We start from the raw sequence: 20,030 nt of genomic DNA on the forward strand, positions 1-20,030 counted from the left end.
TCAGGACGGCTCGGCGCACCCGTGACATGGGCTTGGAGCAGACACCGGGCGTAGGGTCTACGGCCGGGCACGGGCTTACAGGGCGGCCACCGAGCGCAGGGCCAGCCCCGTGCCCAGGACGATCACCATCGCAGCAGTCCCCATCGGCGCCAGCCCCGACAACCGCGCGGCCAGCCGCCGTCCCTTCGCGGCCCGCCGCTCCAGCCGGTCCACGAGTCTGACGAGGAGCAGGCCGGTCACGGTGAGCGTCGCCGCCATCCCGAGACCGTAGGCGGTGACCAGCGCCACCCCGAACCAGGTCCGGCCGAGCGCGATCGCGCCGAGGAGCACGATGAGCGCCGACGGACTCGGCACCAGCCCTCCCGCCACCCCCAACCCCACCAACCCACCCCGCCTACCACCGTGCCCATGGCCACGGCCGAAAGTGTGGCCGTGCCCATGGCCGTGGCCGTGGCCGGACGTGTGGGGGTGGGTGTGTTCGTGGTGGTCTTCTGGGTGGTGGCGGGTGGTGAGGAGGAGGCGGAGGCCGATCAGGGCGATCAGGGCGCCGCTGGCCACGCCGAGCCAGCCCAGCACCGTCTCGCCGGCCAGCGCCGTGAAGACGGTCAGCAGCAGGCCCACCACCAGCACTCCGGCCGTGTGGGTGGCCGTCACCGTCGCGCCCACCACCAAGGCGTCGCGGGGGCGTCCACGGCGACCGGCCAGGTACGCGGCCATGATGGTCTTGCCATGGCCCGGGATCAGCGCGTGCCCTGCCCCGAGGACGACCGCCAGCCCCACCGCCAGCAGCCCCAACGGCACCGTCAGCGTGTCCGAGCCGATCAGCGCGGTGAACGTGCGATCCAAGGCGGCCAACGCAGCCCCGACCGGCCCGCCGATCTCGATCCCCAGCCCGCCGGGCAGCGTGGCGCCGGGCCCGCCTCCTGCGCCGCCGGGTAGCGCGTCGCCGGGGTCGGCTTTGTGGCTGCCGGGCGGCGTGGCGGCGGTCTCGTTCCCTTCGCTGCCGGGCGGTGGTGGGTCTGTGGCATGGGAGACGGTGAAGGTGGCGGTGCGCTGGTCGAGGGGGTCCGTCAGGAGGTCGTCGGGGTAGGTGCGCAGTTCTTGGCTGATGCTCGTCGCAGGCACCGAGGAGGCGGTCAGGCGCACGCCGTCCCCTGTGGCGGTGATCTCGCGCCAGCCGAGTCTGTCCTGCTCGAATCCGTCGGTGAAGGTCACGGCCCCTGATGCGCGGACCTCGGCGACGAGCCGGCAGGACAGGCGGCTGGTCCGCAGCCCGCCCTCACCGGGCGCGTACGCGAACGCCGCGGACTCCACCCGCCACGGCACGACCCGGCCCGCCACCTGGAGCCGCTGGGCGGCGGCCAGCGCGGCGCATCGGCGGGCGGCGTAGGCGGAGCCGGCGGCGCTCACCTCCGGCTCGGCCTGAACGGTGGGCAGTTCGGCCAGATCCACGACGGCGAGGTTCCGGACGTGGGCGGGCGTGACCCGCAGCCCGTTGTAGTGATTGACCGTGAACCGCCCCAGCGGATGCGCCACCACGCCGACCTGCGGCGCGCTCGCCTGAGCGGCGGCGGTGTCGCCGGGCGGCAGCGCGCCGCCCAGGGGCAGGCCCAGAGACAGGCTCAGGGACAGGCCCAAGGTCAGGAGGGCGGTGACGGTGAGGAGGAGGGCGCGTCTCATGAGAACCTCGCCAGGGCCGGGAGGTCGGGGTCGAAGCCGCGGCCGGGGTGCGCGTAGGAGGTCTTGGTGAGGCCGAGGGAGCGTTCTATGCGGGTGCGGTGGTAGGTGTGTAGCGGGTTCTTCCAGCCTGTTCCGGTGGCGCGTTCTGCGTAGGGGAGGGCTTTCTCGGGGGCGCCGGCCTTGAAGAGGGACCAGGCCAGGGCGTCGGCGGCCACCAGGTTGGGGTTGCGGGTGTATTCCGCCCTTGCGTGGCGGACGGCGGCCTTCGGGTCGCCGTGGTCGGCTTCGAACTCGGCCCAGGTCAGGTCGTCGCGCACTCCGGCGGCCTCGTAGAGCTTGCGCTGGGCTTCGAGGAGGGTCCAGTCGGCGGGGAGGCCGGCTTTGATGCGGATCTCGCCCTGCTCGATGAGGTACTGGGGGAGGGGGAGCCGTTGGACCACCTGGTCGTACAGGGACAGGGCTTCGGTCAGGCGGCCGTCCAAGGCGGCGACCTTGGCTTGGCCGGCGAGAGCCGGGGTGTAGGCGGGGTAGGTGTTCAGGGCGTCGGCGTAGTGGCGGGCGGCGGTTTCCACGTCTCCCTCGTGGAGGGCCAGTTCGCCCTGGTAGTAGCGGGCGTAGGCGCGGTCGGCGGGGAGCCAGGCGTCCTCGTGGGCGTAGTCGAGGTACGTGCGGGCCGTCTCCACGTCCCCGCGCAGCTCGGCGGCGTAGGACGCGCGGGTGAAGGCGGCCACACCCGGGCGCAGGGCCATCATCGTGTCCACGGCCTGCTGGGCGGCGCGCAGGTCGCCCAGCTGGGTGCGGGCGTCGGCGAGCACGCCGTACGCGGCGGCCGCGTACGGGTTGGCGGCGATGGCGCTCCCGGCCAGCTCGGCGGCCCTGGCGAACTCGTGCCTGGCCGCCGCCAGTGCGGCCTGCCCCGTGAGCACCGCGTCGTCCTTCGGGGCGATCTTCGCGGCCGTGGCCAGCGCGCCTTCCGCCTTCGTGTACGCGGATGGGTCGCCGGTGAGGCGTGCCTGGTCGATGTGGCGGATGGCGAGCTCGGCCCAGCCCCTGTGGTCGCCGGGCAGCCGCCTGAGCCGTTCCTGCAGGGTCTCCCGGCGGGGCGGGCCGGCCGCCGGCGCGGGCGTCGGGGCCGATGAGAAGGAGACGAGGGTGATGAGCACCGCCCCTACGAGGGCGAGTCCGGCGAAGAGGGCGAGGGCACGCATGTGCTGAGCCTCCAGAGGGGGCCGCGGCGGGTGGGGTGAGCCGGCCGGCTGTGACGGGGGCACGGCCGGCCGGCTCCTTTCCGGTGGCGGCAGACGTTGGGAGACGGGAGGTCTGCCGCCGGGGGAGGACCGGCCGGTTCGGAGAGGAGACCGGCCGGTCGACGATCGTCAGCGCTGGTTGACGGCCACGTTGCTCGGCAGCGGGATGTACGGGAACGCGGGCAGCATCGGCTTGTCGTTGGCGTCCACCTTGTCCGTCAGTCCGGCCACCAGCTTGCCGCTCTGCGCGGCCCCGGCCACGGCCTGGAGCGAGATGTCCACGACGTCGTCGGTGAGCCGCCGGCCGTTCGGGAAGCCCTGGAGGTCACCGCCGAGCACGCCGAGCCGGTTCGGGTCCTTGGCCGGCGGGACCGACATGTTGAGCCTGAGCATCTCCGAGGGCCGCAGCTTGCCGGCGTCCTTGTTGAGCACCTGCGAGTTGAGGTCGGCCTTGATGGGGCCGTTCTGCTTGGCGATGCCGGTCAGGAAGATCTCGACGAGGTCGGCGCGCGGGGTGGCGGGCGCCTTGATGCCGTAGACGGCCTGCAGCAGCCTGGCCACCTCGGGGTCGGTGACGCGGTCCACGAGCGCCTTGACGCCGGCGTCCTTGGAGGGGTCGAGCGCGTTGTAGGCGTCCTTGAGCCCGGCGGCGGCCACCAGCTCGTTGACCAGCGGGTTGCACAGGCGGGAGACCTGCACGTACGAGCTGCCGTTGAACTTGTCGGTGGTGGAGCAGACGCCGATCACGGGGTTGCGCTTGGGGTCGCCCTTGAGCGCGACCTCGGCGGCGGGGACCTGGACGGCCACGGTGTTGACGTTGTAGCCCTTGAGCGTGTCCTGGCCGACGAGGGACAGGTTGCCCCCGTACAGGAAGTCGAACACGCGCAGGTCGAGGAAGAACGCCTCGTCCGACTGCCCGGCGAAGCTCTTCCCGCCGCCCGGCAGGGTCTTGATGGCCTGGTCGCGCAGGGCGCCGTAGTCGGGCATCGAGGCGCGGCCGACGTTGCTGGGGGCGACGACGCCGTCGGAGACCAGCGTCTTCGTGCCGCCCGGGGTGATCCGCTTGAGCGTGTAGCGCTGGCGGAAGAGCAGGTTGGGGTCGTCGAGCGAGGTGACGGGGCCGTTGTTGTAGAGGAACGTGGTGGTGCCGCGTCTGTCCTCGTTGCGGAACGTCCACTGGTAGGTGACGTCCGTCTTGGCGTCACCGTCGTTGTCGATCTTCATGTTGTACCGGGACCTGGTGGCGAACGGGTAGAAGTTCGGGCCGCCGTTGGGCTCTTGGAACGGGATCCAGTTCGCCATCAGGGTCACGGTGCCGGCTTTGTCGGGGCTCACGAACGCGTACACGTCGGTGTTGTCGTGCTGAGGGTCCCCCGAGATCATCGGGGCTTCGCGGTGCGAGGAAGCGTCGCCGGAGTCGGTGCGGAACGCGGCCAGGGACGACGCGGCGACCGCTGCGGCGAGGCCAAGCCCGACTAGAGCGCGCCGGTTGATCCGGAGCTCCATGTTCGGTCCTTTCGAAGGGCTGGTCGTGACGTACGAGGGATCCGGCCGGGTTCCTCGACGCCCTATTCGTCCGGCGGTGGCCGTTGGATGCAGGAGATTTCAGCTCCTCCTCAAGGAGGAGGTGTCAACCAAAGTTGACATACTCAGGTCGTCAATTTAGGTTGACCGGTGTCGGGGGTGCGGTTCGCGTGGTCCCGTTCGTTGGGCAAGTCGAGAAATGTCGTGAGAGGAGATGTGGTGGTCAAGGAGTTGCTCGCCTACCTGCGCCCGCACAGGAAGATCCTTCTTGTGGGCGGGCTGCTGGGCCTGATCGGCTCGGCGGCGGGCCTCGCGATGCCGTTGCTGGCGAAGTACGTCGTGGACGCCTTCGGCCAGAACGGCTCCCTGGCCGGGCCGTTACTCGGGCTGACCGTCGCGGTGCTGGTCGGAGCCGTGGTCTCGGCCGGAGGCGGTTACCTGATGGAACGTACGGGCGAGGGCATCGTGCTCGGCGCCCGTCGCAGGCTCGTGGACCGGATGTTGCGGCTCAGGGTGGCCGACGTGGACCGGCTCAAGCCCGGCGACCTGCTGTCGCGGGTGACCGGTGACACGACGTTGCTGCGCTCGGTGCTCACCAACGGCGTCGTGGACTCGGTCAGCTCGGCGTTCATGCTGGTCGGCGCGATCGTGCTGATGGCCGCCATGGACGGCGTGCTGCTGCTCGTCACCCTGCTCGTCGTGGTGGTGATCGGCGGGCTGGTCGCGCTCATCATGCCGCGCATCCAGCGGGCGCAGACGCAGGCCCAGGAGGCCGTGGGCGAGATGGGTGCCGTGCTGGACCGGGCGCTGCAGGCGTACCGGACGGTCAAGGCCAGCGGCGCGGAGGAGCGGGAGATCGCCGAGGTCGGCGCGGCCGCCATGCGCGCCCGCGACCGCGGGCTGCAGGTCGCCGGCTGGACGTCGCTCGCGGGAGTGGCGACGTGGATGGCGGTGCAGATCGCGTTCCTCGCCGTGCTGGGCGTCGGCGGCGCGCGGGTCTCGTCGGGCACGCTTGAGGTCTCGTCGCTGATCGCGTTCCTGCTCTACCTGTTCTACCTGGTGCCGCCGATCGGGCAGCTCGTGCAGGGCGGGGTGCAGCTCCAGCAGGGGCTGGCCGCGTTGCGGCGGATCAAGGAGGTCGAGGACCTGCCGGCCGAGCCCGCCGGCGTCGTCCCGCGCGAGGACGCCAGGCCGATCGGCGTGCAGTTCCGCGACGTCGTCTTCCGGTACGGCGAGGACCGGCCCGTCGTGCACGACGGCGTCACCTTCGAGGTTCCGCCCGGCGGCCTGACCGCGCTGGTGGGCCCGTCCGGAGCGGGCAAGTCGACGGTGTTCGCGCTGCTCGAACGCTTCTACGAGCACCAGGGCGGGCAGATTCTGGTGGACGGCCGCGACATCGGCGACTGGCCGCTCGGCGAGCTGCGCGCCGCGCTCGGCTACGTCGAGCAGGACGCCCCCGTCCTGGCCGGCACGCTGCGGGAGAACCTGCTCTTCGCCGCGCAGGACGCCACCGAGGAGGAGCTGCGGGCGGCGATCGCGCGCACCCGGCTCGACGACCTCGTCGCCCGGCTGCCCGACGGGCTGGAGACCCCGGTCGGCCACCGCGGCGTGCTGCTGTCCGGCGGCGAACGGCAGCGCGTGGCCATCGCCAGGGCACTGCTGCGCAAGCCCAGGCTGCTGCTGCTCGACGAGGCCACCTCTCAGCTCGACGCGGTCAACGAGCTGCGGCTGCGCGAGGTCATCGCCGAGGTCGCGGCGGAGACCACGGTGCTGGTCATCGCGCACCGCCTCTCGACGGTGACGGGCGCCGACCGGATCGTGGTGATGGAGGGCGGCGGCGTACGCGCGGTCGGCAGCCACGACGAGCTGGTGGGCTCCGACGAGCTCTACAGGGAGCTGGCGGCCACCCAGTTCCTGGTCGGCTGACGGGCTCTGACCAGGGAAAACGTTGCTGATGGAGAGTGGGCGCACGGGTGGGCGGGATGAGAACGGCGGGTCCCGTGCGTTGAGGGTGGCGTGGCGGACGGATATCACGGTGGGCTTGAGATGCTGCTGGATGGCCGGAGGCTGTCGCCCGTACAGCACAGGATCGCCGACTACCTCAGCGAACACCTTGACGAGGCGATCTTCCTGTCGAGCGTCGAGCTGGCCGAACGGGCCGGGGTCAGCCAGCCCTCCGTGACCCGCTTCGCGATGGTGCTGGGCTTCACCGGCTACCCCGAGCTGCGGCAGGCGCTGCGCCCCCTCGTGCTCGGCGGGGGCGCGGAGTCGCCGCACGAGAGCCTGCTGCGCACCGCCATCGACTGCGAGATCCGCAACCTCGCCGCGGTCAGGGAGCGCCTGTCCCACTTCCCGCTCAAGGAACTGGGCGAGCACCTCGCCGCCACCGAGCCGCTGCCGGTGCTGGGCCTGCGGACCTCGTGCGGGCTGGCCACCACGTTCGCCTACTACGCCCGCCGCATCCACCCCGACGTGCGGCTGCTCGTCCACGGCGGCTCCGAGCTGGCCGAGGGCCTGCACGCCGCCCAGCGGTCGGGCGCCGAGTGGGTGGTGGCCGTGGTGCTGCCGCGCTATCCCGCCGAGACGTTGCAGGCCCTGGAGTACGCCACCAAGCTCGGCCTGCGGGTCGCCGCCATCACCGACAGGGCGGGGCTGCCCGCCGAGGTCGTGCTCGACGCGCCCGTGGGCGACGGCTTCGTCTTCAACTCGCACGCCGCGCCGCTGATGCTGGCCATGGCGCTGGTGGAGGCCATGGCCGAGGCCGTGCCGCTGCGGACGCGGGCCAGGCTGGAGGAGTACGAGCGGATGACCGAGGAGACCGGCACCTTCCTGACCGGCGACCCCGCCTGACCCGGCGGCGGACAGGACCTCAAGGCCCCGTGCCCAGCCCGCCGTGCGTCCGCGCGGCGCTCAAGGTCAATAAGCTGCCGCTATGACTGAACGACCGAAGGCACTGGTCACCGGCGCCTCCCGAGGGGTGGGCGCGGCCGTCGCGCGGGCCCTGGCCCCCACCCACGACGTCCTGCTCGGCGGCCGTGACGAGCAGGCGCTGGCCGCGCTCGCCGCCGAGCTGCCCGGGGCGCGGCCCTGGCCGGTGGAGCTGACCGGGGTCACGCAGGCCGACGTCGCGGACATCGACCGGCTCGACGTGCTCGTCCACTCCGCCGGCGTGGCCACCCTCGGCCGCATCGCCGACCAGAGCGCCGACGTCTGGCGGCGCACGTACGAGGTCAACGTGGTCGCCGTCGCCGAGCTGACCAGGCTGCTGCTGCCCGCGCTCAGGCAGGCAGGCGGGCACGTCGTGTGCGTGAACTCGGGCTCCGGGCAGCGGGCCAACCCCGACTGGGGCTCGTACGCGGCGAGCAAGTTCGCCCTGAAGGCGTTCGCCGACGTGCTGCGGCTGGAGGAGCCCCTGCTCAGGGTCACCACCGTCTATCCCGGCAGGACGGCCACCGACATGCAGCGGGGCGTGCGGGCGTACGAGGGCGGGGAGTTCGAGCCCGAGCGCTACCTGCGGCCGGAGAGCGTGGCGCGGGCCATCGTCGCGACGATCACCGCGGGGCCCGACGCGCACCTCACCGAGCTGACCCTGCGTCCCAGGGGCGGTCCGGTGAACTGAGGCCCGCGCGCGCGGCCGTGGGGACGTAGGGTGGCCCCGGCGTGCCCTCCCGGCAGGGCGGCCCGGCCCGTCCCTCGTTCACCAGGGGTTTCAGCGCGCTCTCCTCCTTGAGGAGGACATCCAGAACCCTCCCGCAGACGTAGTGCTTTAGGGAATCTTTGCTTCTGGCCGGACGTTGGCCGGGTATAGAACGCAGCTGCGGAACGAGGTGCCAGGGGATGGCAAGGCCTACGGGGAGTCGCACGCAGGAGCAGCACGTCGCCGAGCGCGATCTGCTGGGGACCTACCTGGCCGAGATCGGCCGGGTCCCGCTGCTCACGGCGGAGGAGGAAGTGGAGCTCGCCAAGCGGATCGAGGCGGGCCTGTTCGCCGAGCAGCTGCTCGACAGCGGGGGCACGGAGCCGCGCATCGGGGACGCGGCCGACGAGGAGCTTGAGCGGCTGGCCATTTCCGGCCGGCGGGCGAAGGAGGAGTTCATCCAGGCCAACCTGCGCCTGGTGGTGGCGGTGGCCAGGAAATACTCCGGCCGGGGGATGCCGCTGATCGACCTCGTCCAGGAGGGGAACCTGGGCCTGGTGCGGGCGGTGGAGAAGTTCGACTACCGGCGGGGTTACAAGTTCTCGACGTACGCGACGTGGTGGATCAGGCAGTCCGTCGGCCGGGCCATCCACGAGCAGGCCCGCCCGGTGCGGCTGCCCACCCACGCGGGGGAGCAGATGACCCGGCTCATGCGGGTCAGGCGCGACATGCTGGCCGAGTTCGACGCCGAGCCGACCGACGACGATCTCGCCGGCATCCTCGACCTGCCGATCGAGCGGGTGCGCGAGCTGCGCCGCTGGGCGTCCGACCCGGTGTCGTTGCAGCTCGGCGTGGGTGATGAGGACGAGACCGAGCTGGGCGACATGATCGCCGACGAGACGTGGGCCGATCCCGAGCAGCAGGCCATCGACATCCTGGAGCGTGAGCGGCTCGACCAGTGGCTCACCGGCCTTGAGGGGCCGACCAGCGAGATGCTGCGCTGGCGCTACGGGCTGGTAGACGGGCGCGAGCACACGCTCACCGAGGTGGGCGAGCGCTACGGCATCGGCCGCGACCGCGCCCGCCGCATCGAGCGCGACGCGCTGGCCCGCCTGCGCAAGATGGCCACGGCCGCCGCCTGACGACCGAGCCGAGGGCCCGCCGACGTCCCGGAGGGGGAGGCACGTCGGCGGGCCCTAGGCTTTTGTGCATGCATGTGGAGATTCTGCGCCGTTATCCCGTGAAGTCGATGCTGGGCGAAGAGCTCGCCGAGAGCGTGGTGAGCGAGCGCGGGCTGGCCGGTGACCGGGCGCGGGCGGTGCTCGACGTGGCCACCGGGAAGATCGCCAGTGCCAAGAACCCGCGCTTGTGGCGGCGGTTGCTCACCCTCGAAGGTGCTCGGGTGCCCGGTGACGCCGAGCTGTCGGAGCTGCTCGGGCGCGAGGTGCGGGTGATCGACGTGCCGCCGGAGGGAGCCGAGCTGGAGCGGTCGGTGCCGGAGCGGGTGCTGGCCGAGGGGATCGAGGCGGAGGTGCCGTACACGGTGGGGACGCTGGGGGCGGGCGCTCCCGCGGGCACGTTCTTCGACTTCGCGCCCGTCCACCTCATCACCACCTCCGCCCTCGGCGCGATCGGCGCGCTCGGGCCGCGCGGGCGGGTCGAGGACGTGCGCTACCGGCCCAACCTGGTGATCGCCACCGAGGGGGAGGGGTTCGTCGAGAACGGCTGGGTGGACCGGCGGCTGCGCGTCGGCGACGAGGTGGAGCTGCACGTCATCGTGGCCAGCCCGCGCTGCGCGATGCCGACGCTGGAGCACGGCGCGCTGGCCCGCGACACCGACGCGCTGCGCACCGTGGCCAGGCACAACCGGGTGCCGGTGTTCGACATGGGGCCGCAGCCGTGCGCCGGCGTGTACGCGCGGGTGACCCGCCCCGGCCGCGTCAGGAAGGGCGACCGGGCCACCCTCGTCTGAACGCCCCGGCCCACACCTTCGGAGTCACGCCAGCGGGGCGAGGTGCTTGTCGAGGTCGTCGAGGATCTTGCCGGCGGCGGTGACGCCGATGCCGGTCATCCAGATCTCGTCGTCCACGTTGTGGGCGTTGCCGGACTTGACGGCCCCGAGGTTCTTCCACAGGGGGCCGCCGGTGACCTCGGCCTGCGCCTTCGCGGCGTTCTCCCCGTACGCGCTGTAGAAGATCGCGTCACCGTCGGCCTTCGCGATGTTCTCCTGGCTCAGCTTGCCGAAGCGCCGGTCCTCCTGGTCGTTGAGCTGCTGCACGTCGGGCCGCGGGATGCCGGCGTCGCCGACCACGATGCCGCTGAACGACTGCGGCCCGTACATCCTGATCTCGGTCGGCATGAACCGGACGATGCTGACCTGCAGCTTGGAGTACTTGGCGCCGACCTCCTTGGCCCGCGTCTCGTACGCCGTCAGCAACTGCTGCGCCTGCTCCTTCTTGCCCAGCGCCTCGGCGTCGAGCAGGAAGTTCTCCTTCCAGGTGATGCCGACCCGCTCGGTGAACACAGTCGGGGCGATCTTGGAGAGCTTGTCGTAGAAGGCGGCCTGGCGGAACTTCGAGCCGAGGATGAGGTCGGGCTTGAGCGCGATGATGGCCTCGATGTTCGGCTGCTGGAGGGTGCCGACGGGCTTGGTGCCGGCCAGGGCGGAGCCGAGGTATTCGGGCCAGGTCTGGTTCTCCTGGGCCTGGGCGGCTCCGACGGGCGCGAGGCCGAGCGAGACCATGGAGTCGAGCTTGTCGGTGTCGAGCACGACGACCCGCTTCGGCGTCATGGGCACCTTCGTCTCACCCATGGCGTGCTTGACGGTACGGGTGGGGCCCGCGTCCTCGGCCGTGGTGGACGTGCCACAGGCGGCGAGGGCGAGAACGGGCAGCATGGCGGCGATGGCCAGGCGTAGGCGCATGGGCGTTCCTTGATCGTTAGGTAAGGCAAACCTAAGTATCGCACGACCGATATCGCCATGCTCAAAAGCGTTCTGTGAGACGTCCGAAACGCGTGCGAAACACCTGTGCGGCGAGATTCACGAATGTGAAACACACCTGGTCGAGCCACGAAACCCCGGGAGAACACGCTGTGGCCACACGTCACATGTAAGGAGGGTCGCGTCGTGAAGATCGACAGCGGCACGACTGCCTGGATGCTCGCGGCCACCGCGTTGGTGCTGTTGATGACTCCGGGCCTCGCGTTCTTCTATGGGGGCATGACCAGGGCCAAGAGTGTCCTGAACATGATGATGATGTCGTTCGGCGCCATCGTCGTCGTGAGCGTCACCTGGATGCTCTACGGTCACTCGCTCGCTTTCACGGAGAACCCCAGTTCAGCGCTCAACAGCTTCGTCGGCGGCTTCGACGCCCTGGGCCTGCAGAGCCTGGTCGACACCGCGACCAAGGACGACGGCACCGGCATGCCGAGCCTCGTCTTCTCCGCCTTCCAGATGACGTTCGCCATCATCACCGTCGCGCTGATCAGCGGTGCCATCGCGGACCGCGCGAAGTTCGGCGCGTGGATGCTGTTCGGCGTCATCTGGGCCACGATCGTCTACTTCCCCGTCGCCCACTGGGTGTGGGGCGGCGGCTGGCTCAACTCGATGGGCATCGAGGACTTCGCGGGCGGCACGGTCGTCCACATCAACGCGGGAGCCGCGGCGCTGGCGCTGGCGCTGGTGCTGGGCAAGCGCCAGGGCTGGCGCAAGGAGCCGATGCGGCCGCACAACCTCACGCTGGTGCTGCTCGGCGCGGCGCTGCTGTGGTTCGGCTGGTTCGGCTTCAACGCCGGCTCCGAGCTGGTGGTCGACGGCATCGCCGGTCTGGCCTTCATGAACACGCAGATCGCCACCGCGGTCGCGGTCGGCGCATGGCTCACGGTGGAGAAGCTGCGTGACGGCCACGCCACCAGCCTCGGCGCGGCCTCCGGCGCGGTCGCCGGTCTGGTCGCCATCACCCCGGCCTGTGGTTTCGTCGACCCCTGGGCGGCCATGCTCATCGGCCTGCTCGCCGGCGCCGTCTGTGCCTACGCCGTGGGCCTGAAGTACAAGCTCGGCTACGACGACTCGCTCGACGTGGTCGGCGTGCACCTGGTCGGCGGCGTGATCGGCGCCGTCGCGCTCGGCTTCGTGGCCGCCTACCCCGCCACCGACGAGCAGAGCCAGGGCCTGTTCTACGGCGGCGGCTTCGGCCAGCTCGGACTCCAGGTGCTCGGCCCGGTGGCCGTGGGCCTCTACTCCTTCGTCATCACGTGGATCATCGGCAAGATCATCGACAAGACGATGGGCTTCCGCATCAAGGCCGAGGACGAGATCACCGGCATCGACATCACCACGCACGCCGAGACCGGCTACGACCTCGGCACCGTTCACGCCTCCGGCGTGAGCTCCCCCAACGGCCCCGTCACGGCTCCCGCCACGAAGAAGGTGGACGCATGAGGCTCATCACCGCGATCATCAAGCCCTTCAAGCTCGATGACGTGAAGGCCGCGCTCGAACAGTTCGGCATCAAGGGCATGACGGTCAGCGAGGCCAGCGGTTACGGCCGGCAGCGCGGCCACACCGAGGTCTACCGCGGCGCCGAGTACCAGGTCGACCTGGTGCCCAAGGTGCGCCTCGAGGTCCTCATCGAGGAGGACGACGCCGAGGACGTGATCGACGTCATCACCAAGGCGGCGCACACCGGCAAGATCGGCGACGGGAAGGTCTGGTCCGTGCCCGTCGACACCGTCATCCGGGTACGCACCGGCGAACGGGGTCCGGAAGCCCTGTGATGAATCCGCGGCGAAGCGCGGGCACCCTCCCGGGGGCGTCCGCGCGGAGCGAGGCCCGACCGGCCGACGACGTCCGGCGGGGGGTTCACAGGGGGAAGGACTCGAGGCGAAGCCCGGACGAGGGCGTCCGGGCGGAGCTCTGCAAGGGGGCACTGCAGTGAGGGGAGAGGCCCGCTCGTACGCCGCGGCCCGCAAGGAGCGGACCGCGGACACCGACCGCTGGCTCAAGGATCTCTTCCGCACGGCGAGCGACGGCGACCAGGTCTCCCTGGTCGCCGTCGGCAGCCTGGGAAGGGGGGAGCCGGCGCCGGGCAGCGACCTCGACCTGGTGCTGCTCCACACCGGCCGCGCCGACGTGGCGAGGATCGCCGACCGGATCTGGTATCCGATCTGGGACGCGGCGGTCGGTCTCGACCACTCCGTGCGCACGGTGGAAGAGGCCGTCTCGGTCGCCAGGCAGGACCTCAAGGCGGTCCTCGGCCTGATCCAGGCCAGGCACGTGGCCGGCGACCCCGACCTGACCAGGAAGGCCAGGGAGGCGGTGCTGGCCGAATGGCGGGCCGACTCGCGGCGCCGGCTCGGCGAGCTGCGGGAGGCCGCCGACCAGCGGGCGCAGGTCAGCGGGGAGCTGGCGTTCCTGCTGGAGCCCGATCTCAAGGACGGCCGCGGCGGGCTCCGCGACGTCCAGGCCATGCAGGCGGTGGCCGCCGCATGGGTCGCCTCGGCCCCCGGACCGCGGGCGCGCGAGGCGTACGAGTTCATCCTCGACGTGCGGCACGCGCTGCACGTCGTCACCGCCCGCGGCACCGACCGGCTGGTGCTCCAGGAGCAGGACGCGGTGGCCGGGCTGCTCGGCTTGCTCGACGCCGAGGCGCTGATGCGCCGGCTGGCCGAGGCGGGCCGCACGATCTCCCACGCCTTCGACGCGACCTGGCGCACTGTTGACAGGCTGGTGTCAGGCCCGGCTCCACGCGGGCGCCGCCCGCTGGCCGACGGCGTGGTGGAGCACGGCGGCGAGGTCGTGCTCGCCAGGGGGGTCGATCCGCGCAGGGATCCCGTCCTGGTGCTGCGCGCCGCGGCCGCCGCGGCCGACTCGGGGCTGCCGCTCGCGCCCGCGACGGTCTCCGTGCTCGCAGCTCAGTCGGCGCCGATGCCGGTGCCCTGGCCCGAGGAGGCCCGCGACGCGCTGGTGTCGATCCTCGGCGCGGGCCGCGCCGCCGTGCCCGTGTGGGAGGAGCTCGACCAGGCGGGCATCCTTGTCAAGCTGCTTCCTGACTGGGAGCGCGTCCGCCACCGCCCCCAGCGCAACCCGATCCACCGCTTCACGGTCGACCGTCACCTGATCGAGGCCGCGGCCAACGCCGCCAGCCACACCCGCGAGGTCTCCAGGCCCGACCTGCTGCTCATCGCGGCGCTGCTGCACGACGTCGGCAAGGGCTGGCCGGGCGACCATTCGGCGACCGGCGAGGTGGTGGTCCGCGACATCGCGACCCGCATCGGCCTGCCGCCCGCCGACGTCGAGACGCTGGCCACCGTCGTACGCCACCACCTGCTGCTGCCCGAGACCGCCACCCGTAGGGATCTCGACGACCCCGTCACGATCGAGAAGGTCGCGGGCACGGTCGGCTCGCGCGAGGTGCTCGACCTGCTGGCCGCGCTGGCCGTGGCCGACGGCATCGCGACCGGCCCGGCCGCCTGGAACTCGTGGAAGGCCGGCCTGGTGGCCGACCTGGTCCGCCGGGTGCGCTCGGTGCTGGCCGGCTCGCCCCCTCCCAAGCCGCCGACGCTCTCGCCCGAGCAGGCCGGTCTCGCCCGCCACGGAGGCGGGGCCGTCCGGGTGCACGGGGGAGCGGTCACGGTCGTCGCGCCCGATCGGGTGGGCCTGCTGTGGAGCGCCGCCGGTGTGCTGTCGGCGCACCGGCTCGTGGTGCGCTCGGCGTCGTCGGCGTCCGCCGGCTCGACTGCGGTGATCGAGTTCTCCGTCATCCCCGAGTACGGCTCCCCGCCGGACCCCGCGACCCTCGAAGCCGATCTCCGTCTCGTCCTTGCCGGCCGTCTTGACATAGAGCAACGACTGGCCCGCCGCGCGAGGGCGGTCAGGCCGCCCCGCGTACCGGTGGCTCCGCCCCGCGTGACCTTGGTGGATGACGCCTCTGCGACCGCCACGGTGGTCGAAGTCAGGGCCCATGACAGGCCGGGGCTCCTGTGGCGCATTGGACGGGCGTTCGGTGAGTGCGGTCTTGACGTGAGGGCCGCTCGCGTGGAGACTCTCGGCGCGGAGGCGGTGGACGTCTTCTACGTTGTGGACCGCGCTGGTCGCCCCCTCAGCGACGACGCGCAAAGGGCCCAAGTCCGCGATCAAGTCCTTGCCGCACTGCGATAACCAACAACACACGACAACCGGTCACGTTTGTAACGATTGTGTCCGATATGCCTGTTAAGTCAGATGCTGCGGATACCTTGTGGACGGTCTGACGACCCGTTGCGGACGGGACGATTGAGGGGTAGCGGGAGCGGTGACTACGGGGAATTCGGGCAGCGGTCCGGCCGCGCGGCCAGACCGCGCGAAGCGGCTGCTGCAGCGGCTCGGCCTGCGGAACTGGCGGGTGCGGTGGCGGCTCACCGCGCTCATCCTGGTGCCGACCATCGCCGCCGTCGTGCTCGGGGGAGCGCGGGTGGTGGGCTCGGTCCAGAGCATCTCCGTCTATGACCGCACGGCCACCGCGGCCGAACAGGCCGGCCGCATCCGCGACCTGGTGCAGGCGCTGGGGATGGAGCGCGACACAGGCGGCTGGGCCGGCGCGAGCCGGACCATGCGCAAGAAGCTCGCCACGCCGCTCGCCCAGCGCAAGGCCGCCGTGGACACGCTGGTCAAGGCCGTCCGCGCGGACCTCGACACCATGGACGAGTCCTACGGCCCCCGCGTGGTCAAGGCCGCCGAGCAGGTCAGGTACGACCTCGGCCGGCTGCCCAAGATCAGGGAAGAGGGCCAGAAGAACACCATCCGCTACGACTTCCTCACCGACACCCTGATCAAGCTGCACGACGAGCTGGCCCTGATGTCCGACGACTCGCAGATCGTCGGCCAGTTCCGCGGCCTGAGCGCGCTCGTCGCGGCCAAGGAGGAGATCTCCCGCCAGCGCGTCCAGCTCCTGCAGGCGTCCTACGACGCCGCGAGCGTGGACGCCAAGGAGGTCGAGCAGTTCATCGCCTCCAACGCCCGCCAGCAGAGCGACATCGCCACCGTGGGCGCCGAGGCCGGCGTCGAGGTCGGCCTGGAACTGTCCAAGGCGCTGGCCTCCAAGCCCGAGTACGTCAAGATCCAGCTCACCAAGTCCCGGGCGATCGCGCTGGTCAGCGGCAAGGAGCCGGGCGCCCGCATCGTCGACAACCTGATCTCGGCCAGGGCCGAGCGGCAGGAGTGGTTCGACAGCAACACCGCCGCCATCGACCTGCTGCACGGCATCGAGAAGGGCCTGGCGGACAAGGTGAACCTGCGCAGCCAGGAGCTGCGCTCGCAGGAGATCCGCAACGCGATCATCGCGGGCATCCTCATCCTCGCGCTGCTCGCGGTCGTGCTGCTGCTCACCGTGGCCATCGCCCGCTCGATGGTCGGCCCGCTGCGGCGGCTGCGCACCGAGGCGCTTGAGGTGGCCGGGTTCCGGCTGCCCGACGTGGTGCGCCAGCTGCGCGTCAGCGGCGACCCCGCCTCCGTGCGCGAGGTGCAGCCCATCGCCGTGGACGGCGACGACGAGATCGGCGAGGTGGCCAGGGCCTTCGACCAGGTGCACCGGCAGGCCGTCCGCCTGGCGGGCGAGGAGGCCGAGCTGCGCAGCAACATCAGCTCGATGTTCGTCAACCTCTCCCGCCGCACCCAGACGCTGGTCGAGCGGCAGATCTCGCTCATCGACGGCCTGGAGAAGGGCGAACAGGACGGCGGCCGGCTGGCCGACCTGTTCAAGCTCGACCACCTGGCCACCCGCATGCGCCGCAACTCCGAGAACCTCCTGGTCCTCGCCGGCCACGACGCCACCCGCCGGCGCAGCCAGCCGGCCAAGCTGGTCGACGTCGTCCGCGCCGCGCTGTCGGAGGTCGAGGGCTACGAGCGGGTCCAGGTGCGGGTGCACCGCGCCACCTCCGTGCTCGGCAGCTGCGCCAACGACCTCGTCCACCTGGTCGCCGAGCTGGTCGAGAACGCCATCCAGTTCTCCCCGAGCAACTCCCAGGTCACCGTCACCAGCAGCCTCATCGAGGGCGGCGGCGCCCTGCTGTCGGTCACCGACGGCGGCATCAGCATGACCGAGGAGGAGCTGGCCGAGGCCAACCGCCGCCTGGCCGAGCCGCCCGTCGTGGACGTGTCGGTCTCCCGGCGCATGGGCCTGTTCGTGGTCGGCCGCCTGGCACTGCGCCACGGCATCCGGGTGCAGCTGCGCAAGGGCGAGGGCAGCGGCCTGATCGCCATGGTGCTGCTGCCGCCGACGCTGATCGCCGACGGCACCCAGCAGCAGCCGCTGCCGCAGCGGCCCGCGTTCGGTGGCGGGACCGTGCCGTCGCAGGCGGGCGCGCCCGTGCAGAACGGGTCGTTCCGGTCGTTCGCCAGCTTCGACTCCTTCGACGCGGCGGGGCCCCGCGCGGGCTCCTTCGACAACGGACACCGGCCTGGACCCGCCACGTTCGACAGCGGCCCCGCGCGGCAGGGTCCCTCGACGTTCGACAGCGGTCCCGTGCGGCCCGGCGCCCCGGCCTTCGGCGGCGGTCCCGCACCGCAAAGCCCGTCCGCGTTCGACGGCGGACCCGGCAGGCAGGGGCCTCCGTCCTTCGACGGCGCCCCCGGCAGTCCGGCCGAGGGCGGGCCGGCGCGCCCCGTGAACGGGCCCGTGAACGGGCCCCTCAACGGGCCCCTCAATGGTGGCCAGGTCAGGCCGGGCGGCCTGCCCAGGCGCTCGCCCGGCTCGTCCGACGGCGCGCCTGGACAGGGGCCGAGGTCCTTCGACGGCGCACCGCCGCAGACTCCTCCGGCGAACGGCGGCCCTGCGGCCCCCCAGACCGGGCCCCAGACCGGGCCCGAGACCGGGGCGCGGTCGTTCGACAGCGGGCCCTCGTACGGATCGTTCCCCTCCGACCCTGGTCGTGCCGGGGTCAACGGCTTCACCGCCGACACCGACGGCGGCGCCTACCGCAGGCGTCAGGGGACGTACGACTCCGGCGCCTACCCCTCGTACCCCGGCGCTCCTCCCGCCGCATCTGGTAATGGCGCGTTCCAGACGCCGCCGCCCTCGTCCTACTCGACCAACGACGTGCGTACGCCCGATCCGGCCCCCTCGGCGGACACCCCGCCTGAGCAGGGGCGGGAGGACTACCTGCCGATCTTCGCCGCGGTGGAGTCGGCCTGGTTCCGCAGGCCGCCGGGCGAGGCGGCGGAGGGGCCGGGAGAGCCCACGGCCGCGCACGCCGTACCCTCTGGTGAGGAAGCGTGGCGGACGGCCGCGGACGCCGGCTGGCAAGCGGCGAAAGCGGCCGCCGAGCCAAGCCTCGGTGGCATCACCGCCGCCGGGCTCCCCAAGCGCACCCCCAAGGCCAACCTGGTGCCTGGCACCGCGAGCAGCCGGCCCGCGCAGGCACCGCAGCAGCAGCGGCAGGCACCACCGCCGCCTCCGGTCTCCGCTGACCGGATCCGCAGCAGGCTGGCCAGCTTCCAGCAGGGTGTGCGCAGGGGTCGCCAGGAGATTCGTGGACAGGAGGACAAGAGTGAGTAAGCGTCCCGCCGGGGAGGATGCGTGACAACCCTTAGCAGTGAGGCCCACAGGTTCGACTGGCTGATCACCGACTTCGTCCGGCACACGCCCGGAGTGGCCCATGCCGTCGTCGTCTCGGCCGACGGGCTCTGCCTGGCCGCGTCCGAGGGGTTCCCACCGGACCGGGCCGACCAGCTCGCCGCGGTCTCCGCGGGGCTGCTGAGCCTGACCGTGGGCGCGTCGCGGGTGTTCGAGGGCGGCGCGGTGACGCAGACCGTGGTCGAGATGCAGCGCGGTCTGCTGCTCGTCATGGCGATCAGTGACGGCTCGGTGCTCACGGTTCTGGCGGGTCCTGATTGTGACATGGGACTCGTGGCGTATCAGATGACGTTGCTGGTAGACAGGGCTGGACAGGCACTGACGCCGGCCCTGCGCGCGGAGCTGCAGGCCGCCAGGACCCGGTGATGTGATGGAACTGATGGGAGCGGGCCGTGTACGGCGCTGACGGAATCGGGGAAGAAGAGCCCCTGTTCCGTCCTTACGCGGTGACGGGCGGCAGGTCTGAGCCGCGCTACCACCTCGCGATGGAGACGTTGATCTCGTCGATGTCGATCCCGGACGACGAGATGGCCATGCTCACCCCCGAGCAGGAGGCCATCATGCAGCTGTGCAGGTCGTTCCGGTCGGTCGCCGAGATCTCGGCCCTGCTCCGCGTCCCGCTGGGCGTGGCCAGGGTGCTCGTGGCGGACATGTCAGACGAAGGGCTCGTCCGCCTGCACCAGCCACGCCTCAGCCAGGGACAGCCAGACCTCAACATGCTCGAAAGGGTGCTCAGTGGACTACGCAGGCTCTAGCCCCGGCCTCACGTCGACGAAGATCGTCGTCGCCGGTGGTTTCGGCGTCGGGAAGACGACTTTCGTGGGGGCGGTGTCCGAGATCCTCCCGCTCACCACGGAAGCGGTGATGACCGACGCGTCCGCGGGCATCGACGATCTCGGCCTGACCCCGAACAAGCAGACCACGACCGTGGCGATGGACTTCGGCCGGCTCTCGCTCGACCGCGACCTGATCCTGTACCTGTTCGGCACGCCCGGGCAGCACCGGTTCTGGTTCATGTGGGACGACCTCGTCCGCGGCGCCATCGGCGCGGTCGTGCTGCTCGACACGCGCCGCCTGGCCGACAGCTTCCCCGCCATCGACTACTTCGAAGAGGCCAAGCTGCCCTTCGTGATCGGGGTCAACGGCTGGGACGGCCAGTTCCCGCACTCCGACGACGAGGTCAGGGAGGCGCTGGCGCTCTCGCCGCAGGTGCCGATCGTGCGCACCGACGCGCGTAGTCGCGAGTCGGTCAAGGCGACGCTGATCTCGCTGGTCGAGCACGTCGTCCGCCTGCGCGCCGCGCCCGCCGCCTACTGAAGCCCGACCGAGCCG

Annotated in this window: 16 protein-coding genes; 12 read left to right on the forward strand and 4 right to left on the reverse strand. The window is 71.6% G+C overall.

Annotated features, from left to right (window positions below; translation table 11 throughout):
* Positions 1 to 75: 75 nt before the first annotated feature.
* The 3 genes from ABZW11_RS24915 to ABZW11_RS24925 all read right to left on the reverse strand — a co-directional run bounded on the left by ABZW11_RS24915 (position 76) and on the right by ABZW11_RS24925 (position 4,433).
* A complete protein-coding gene (locus tag ABZW11_RS24915) occupies positions 76 to 1,680 on the reverse strand; it encodes a sulfite exporter TauE/SafE family protein (RefSeq protein ID WP_355421341.1) in 1,605 nt (534 codons plus the stop codon).
* Positions 1,677 to 2,888, reverse strand: coding sequence for a hypothetical protein (locus tag ABZW11_RS24920; RefSeq protein WP_355421344.1), 1,212 nt, complete (start codon positions 2,886 to 2,888; stop codon positions 1,677 to 1,679). Before ABZW11_RS24920 ends, ABZW11_RS24915 begins: the two co-directional genes overlap by 4 nt.
* Before the next feature lie 168 nt (positions 2,889 to 3,056).
* Positions 3,057 to 4,433, reverse strand: coding sequence for a DUF4331 domain-containing protein (locus ABZW11_RS24925; RefSeq protein WP_355421347.1), 1,377 nt, complete (start codon positions 4,431 to 4,433; stop codon positions 3,057 to 3,059).
* A 237-nt stretch (positions 4,434 to 4,670) separates the two neighbouring features.
* Between ABZW11_RS24925 and ABZW11_RS24930 the strand changes: the two genes are divergently transcribed.
* From ABZW11_RS24930 to ABZW11_RS24950, 5 genes are all read left to right on the forward strand, one after another.
* Positions 4,671 to 6,377, forward strand: coding sequence for an ABC transporter ATP-binding protein (locus tag ABZW11_RS24930; protein ID WP_355421349.1), 1,707 nt, complete (start codon positions 4,671 to 4,673; stop codon positions 6,375 to 6,377).
* Between the two features lie 120 nt (positions 6,378 to 6,497).
* Positions 6,498 to 7,301 carry a MurR/RpiR family transcriptional regulator gene (locus ABZW11_RS24935; protein ID WP_355421352.1) on the forward strand — a complete coding sequence of 268 codons (804 nt, stop codon included), beginning with the start codon at positions 6,498 to 6,500 and terminating at the stop codon, positions 7,299 to 7,301.
* Between the two features lie 82 nt (positions 7,302 to 7,383).
* Positions 7,384 to 8,070 (forward strand): SDR family oxidoreductase, encoded by a 687-nt coding sequence (locus ABZW11_RS24940; protein ID WP_355421355.1) that lies wholly within the window; start codon positions 7,384 to 7,386, stop codon positions 8,068 to 8,070.
* A gap of 218 nt (positions 8,071 to 8,288) precedes the next feature.
* Entirely contained in the window at positions 8,289 to 9,230 is a 942-nt protein-coding gene (locus ABZW11_RS24945; protein ID WP_345397839.1) for a sigma-70 family RNA polymerase sigma factor, read from the forward strand.
* A 68-nt stretch (positions 9,231 to 9,298) separates the two neighbouring features.
* Positions 9,299 to 10,060, forward strand: a complete 762-nt coding sequence (locus ABZW11_RS24950; protein ID WP_355421358.1) for an MOSC domain-containing protein — start codon at positions 9,299 to 9,301, stop codon at positions 10,058 to 10,060.
* Positions 10,061 to 10,084: 24 nt separating this feature from the next.
* Here ABZW11_RS24950 and ABZW11_RS24955 read toward each other — a convergent pair whose 3' ends face one another.
* Positions 10,085 to 11,011, reverse strand: coding sequence for an iron-siderophore ABC transporter substrate-binding protein (locus tag ABZW11_RS24955; protein ID WP_355421361.1), 927 nt, complete (start codon positions 11,009 to 11,011; stop codon positions 10,085 to 10,087).
* Between the two features lie 204 nt (positions 11,012 to 11,215).
* Between ABZW11_RS24955 and ABZW11_RS24960 the strand changes: the two genes are divergently transcribed.
* The 7 genes from ABZW11_RS24960 (at position 11,216) to ABZW11_RS24990 (ending at position 20,015) form a co-directional block, all read left to right on the forward strand.
* Positions 11,216 to 12,529 carry an ammonium transporter gene (locus tag ABZW11_RS24960; protein ID WP_355421364.1) on the forward strand — a complete coding sequence of 438 codons (1,314 nt, stop codon included), beginning with the start codon at positions 11,216 to 11,218 and terminating at the stop codon, positions 12,527 to 12,529.
* Positions 12,526 to 12,864 (forward strand): P-II family nitrogen regulator, encoded by a 339-nt coding sequence (locus ABZW11_RS24965; protein WP_345397847.1) that lies wholly within the window; start codon positions 12,526 to 12,528, stop codon positions 12,862 to 12,864. The genes ABZW11_RS24960 and ABZW11_RS24965 overlap by 4 nt, the downstream gene beginning before the upstream one ends.
* A 157-nt stretch (positions 12,865 to 13,021) precedes the next feature.
* Positions 13,022 to 15,247: a [protein-PII] uridylyltransferase gene (locus ABZW11_RS24970; protein ID WP_355421367.1), complete on the forward strand. Its 2,226-nt coding sequence runs from the start codon at positions 13,022 to 13,024 to the stop codon at positions 15,245 to 15,247.
* 133 nt (positions 15,248 to 15,380) lie between these two features.
* Positions 15,381 to 18,620 (forward strand): nitrate- and nitrite sensing domain-containing protein, encoded by a 3,240-nt coding sequence (locus ABZW11_RS24975; protein ID WP_355421370.1) that lies wholly within the window; start codon positions 15,381 to 15,383, stop codon positions 18,618 to 18,620.
* A gap of 21 nt (positions 18,621 to 18,641) precedes the next feature.
* Complete coding sequence (locus ABZW11_RS24980; RefSeq protein ID WP_355421373.1) at positions 18,642 to 19,064, forward strand: roadblock/LC7 domain-containing protein; 423 nt, start codon at positions 18,642 to 18,644, stop codon at positions 19,062 to 19,064.
* A 26-nt stretch (positions 19,065 to 19,090) separates the two neighbouring features.
* A complete protein-coding gene (locus tag ABZW11_RS24985) occupies positions 19,091 to 19,453 on the forward strand; it encodes a DUF742 domain-containing protein (protein ID WP_345397859.1) in 363 nt (120 codons plus the stop codon).
* The gene (locus ABZW11_RS24990) at positions 19,434 to 20,015 is read left to right on the forward strand and encodes an ATP/GTP-binding protein (protein WP_355421376.1); all 582 of its coding nucleotides are present in this window, start codon (positions 19,434 to 19,436) and stop codon (positions 20,013 to 20,015) included. Before ABZW11_RS24985 ends, ABZW11_RS24990 begins: the two co-directional genes overlap by 20 nt.
* The last annotated feature ends 15 nt before the right edge of the window (positions 20,016 to 20,030 follow it).

Source organism: Nonomuraea sp. NPDC004580 (assembly GCF_040609855.1).
Taxonomy (GTDB): domain Bacteria; phylum Actinomycetota; class Actinomycetes; order Streptosporangiales; family Streptosporangiaceae; genus Nonomuraea; species Nonomuraea salmonea.

Excerpts from the sequence above, each read along its gene's own strand:
- ABZW11_RS24965 (WP_345397847.1), top strand. The coding sequence starts at position 12,526 with ATGAGGCTCATCACCGCGATCATCAAGCCCTTCAAGCTCGATGACGTG.
- ABZW11_RS24915 (WP_355421341.1), bottom strand. The coding sequence starts at position 1,680 with ATGAGACGCGCCCTCCTCCTCACCGTCACCGCCCTCCTGACCTTGGGC.
- ABZW11_RS24935 (WP_355421352.1), top strand. The coding sequence starts at position 6,498 with ATGCTGCTGGATGGCCGGAGGCTGTCGCCCGTACAGCACAGGATCGCC.
- ABZW11_RS24925 (WP_355421347.1), bottom strand. The coding sequence starts at position 4,433 with ATGGAGCTCCGGATCAACCGGCGCGCTCTAGTCGGGCTTGGCCTCGCC.
- ABZW11_RS24920 (WP_355421344.1), bottom strand. The coding sequence starts at position 2,888 with ATGCGTGCCCTCGCCCTCTTCGCCGGACTCGCCCTCGTAGGGGCGGTG.
- ABZW11_RS24950 (WP_355421358.1), top strand. The coding sequence starts at position 9,299 with ATGCATGTGGAGATTCTGCGCCGTTATCCCGTGAAGTCGATGCTGGGC.
- ABZW11_RS24945 (WP_345397839.1), top strand. The coding sequence starts at position 8,289 with ATGGCAAGGCCTACGGGGAGTCGCACGCAGGAGCAGCACGTCGCCGAG.
- ABZW11_RS24955 (WP_355421361.1), bottom strand. The coding sequence starts at position 11,011 with ATGCGCCTACGCCTGGCCATCGCCGCCATGCTGCCCGTTCTCGCCCTC.
- ABZW11_RS24940 (WP_355421355.1), top strand. The coding sequence starts at position 7,384 with ATGACTGAACGACCGAAGGCACTGGTCACCGGCGCCTCCCGAGGGGTG.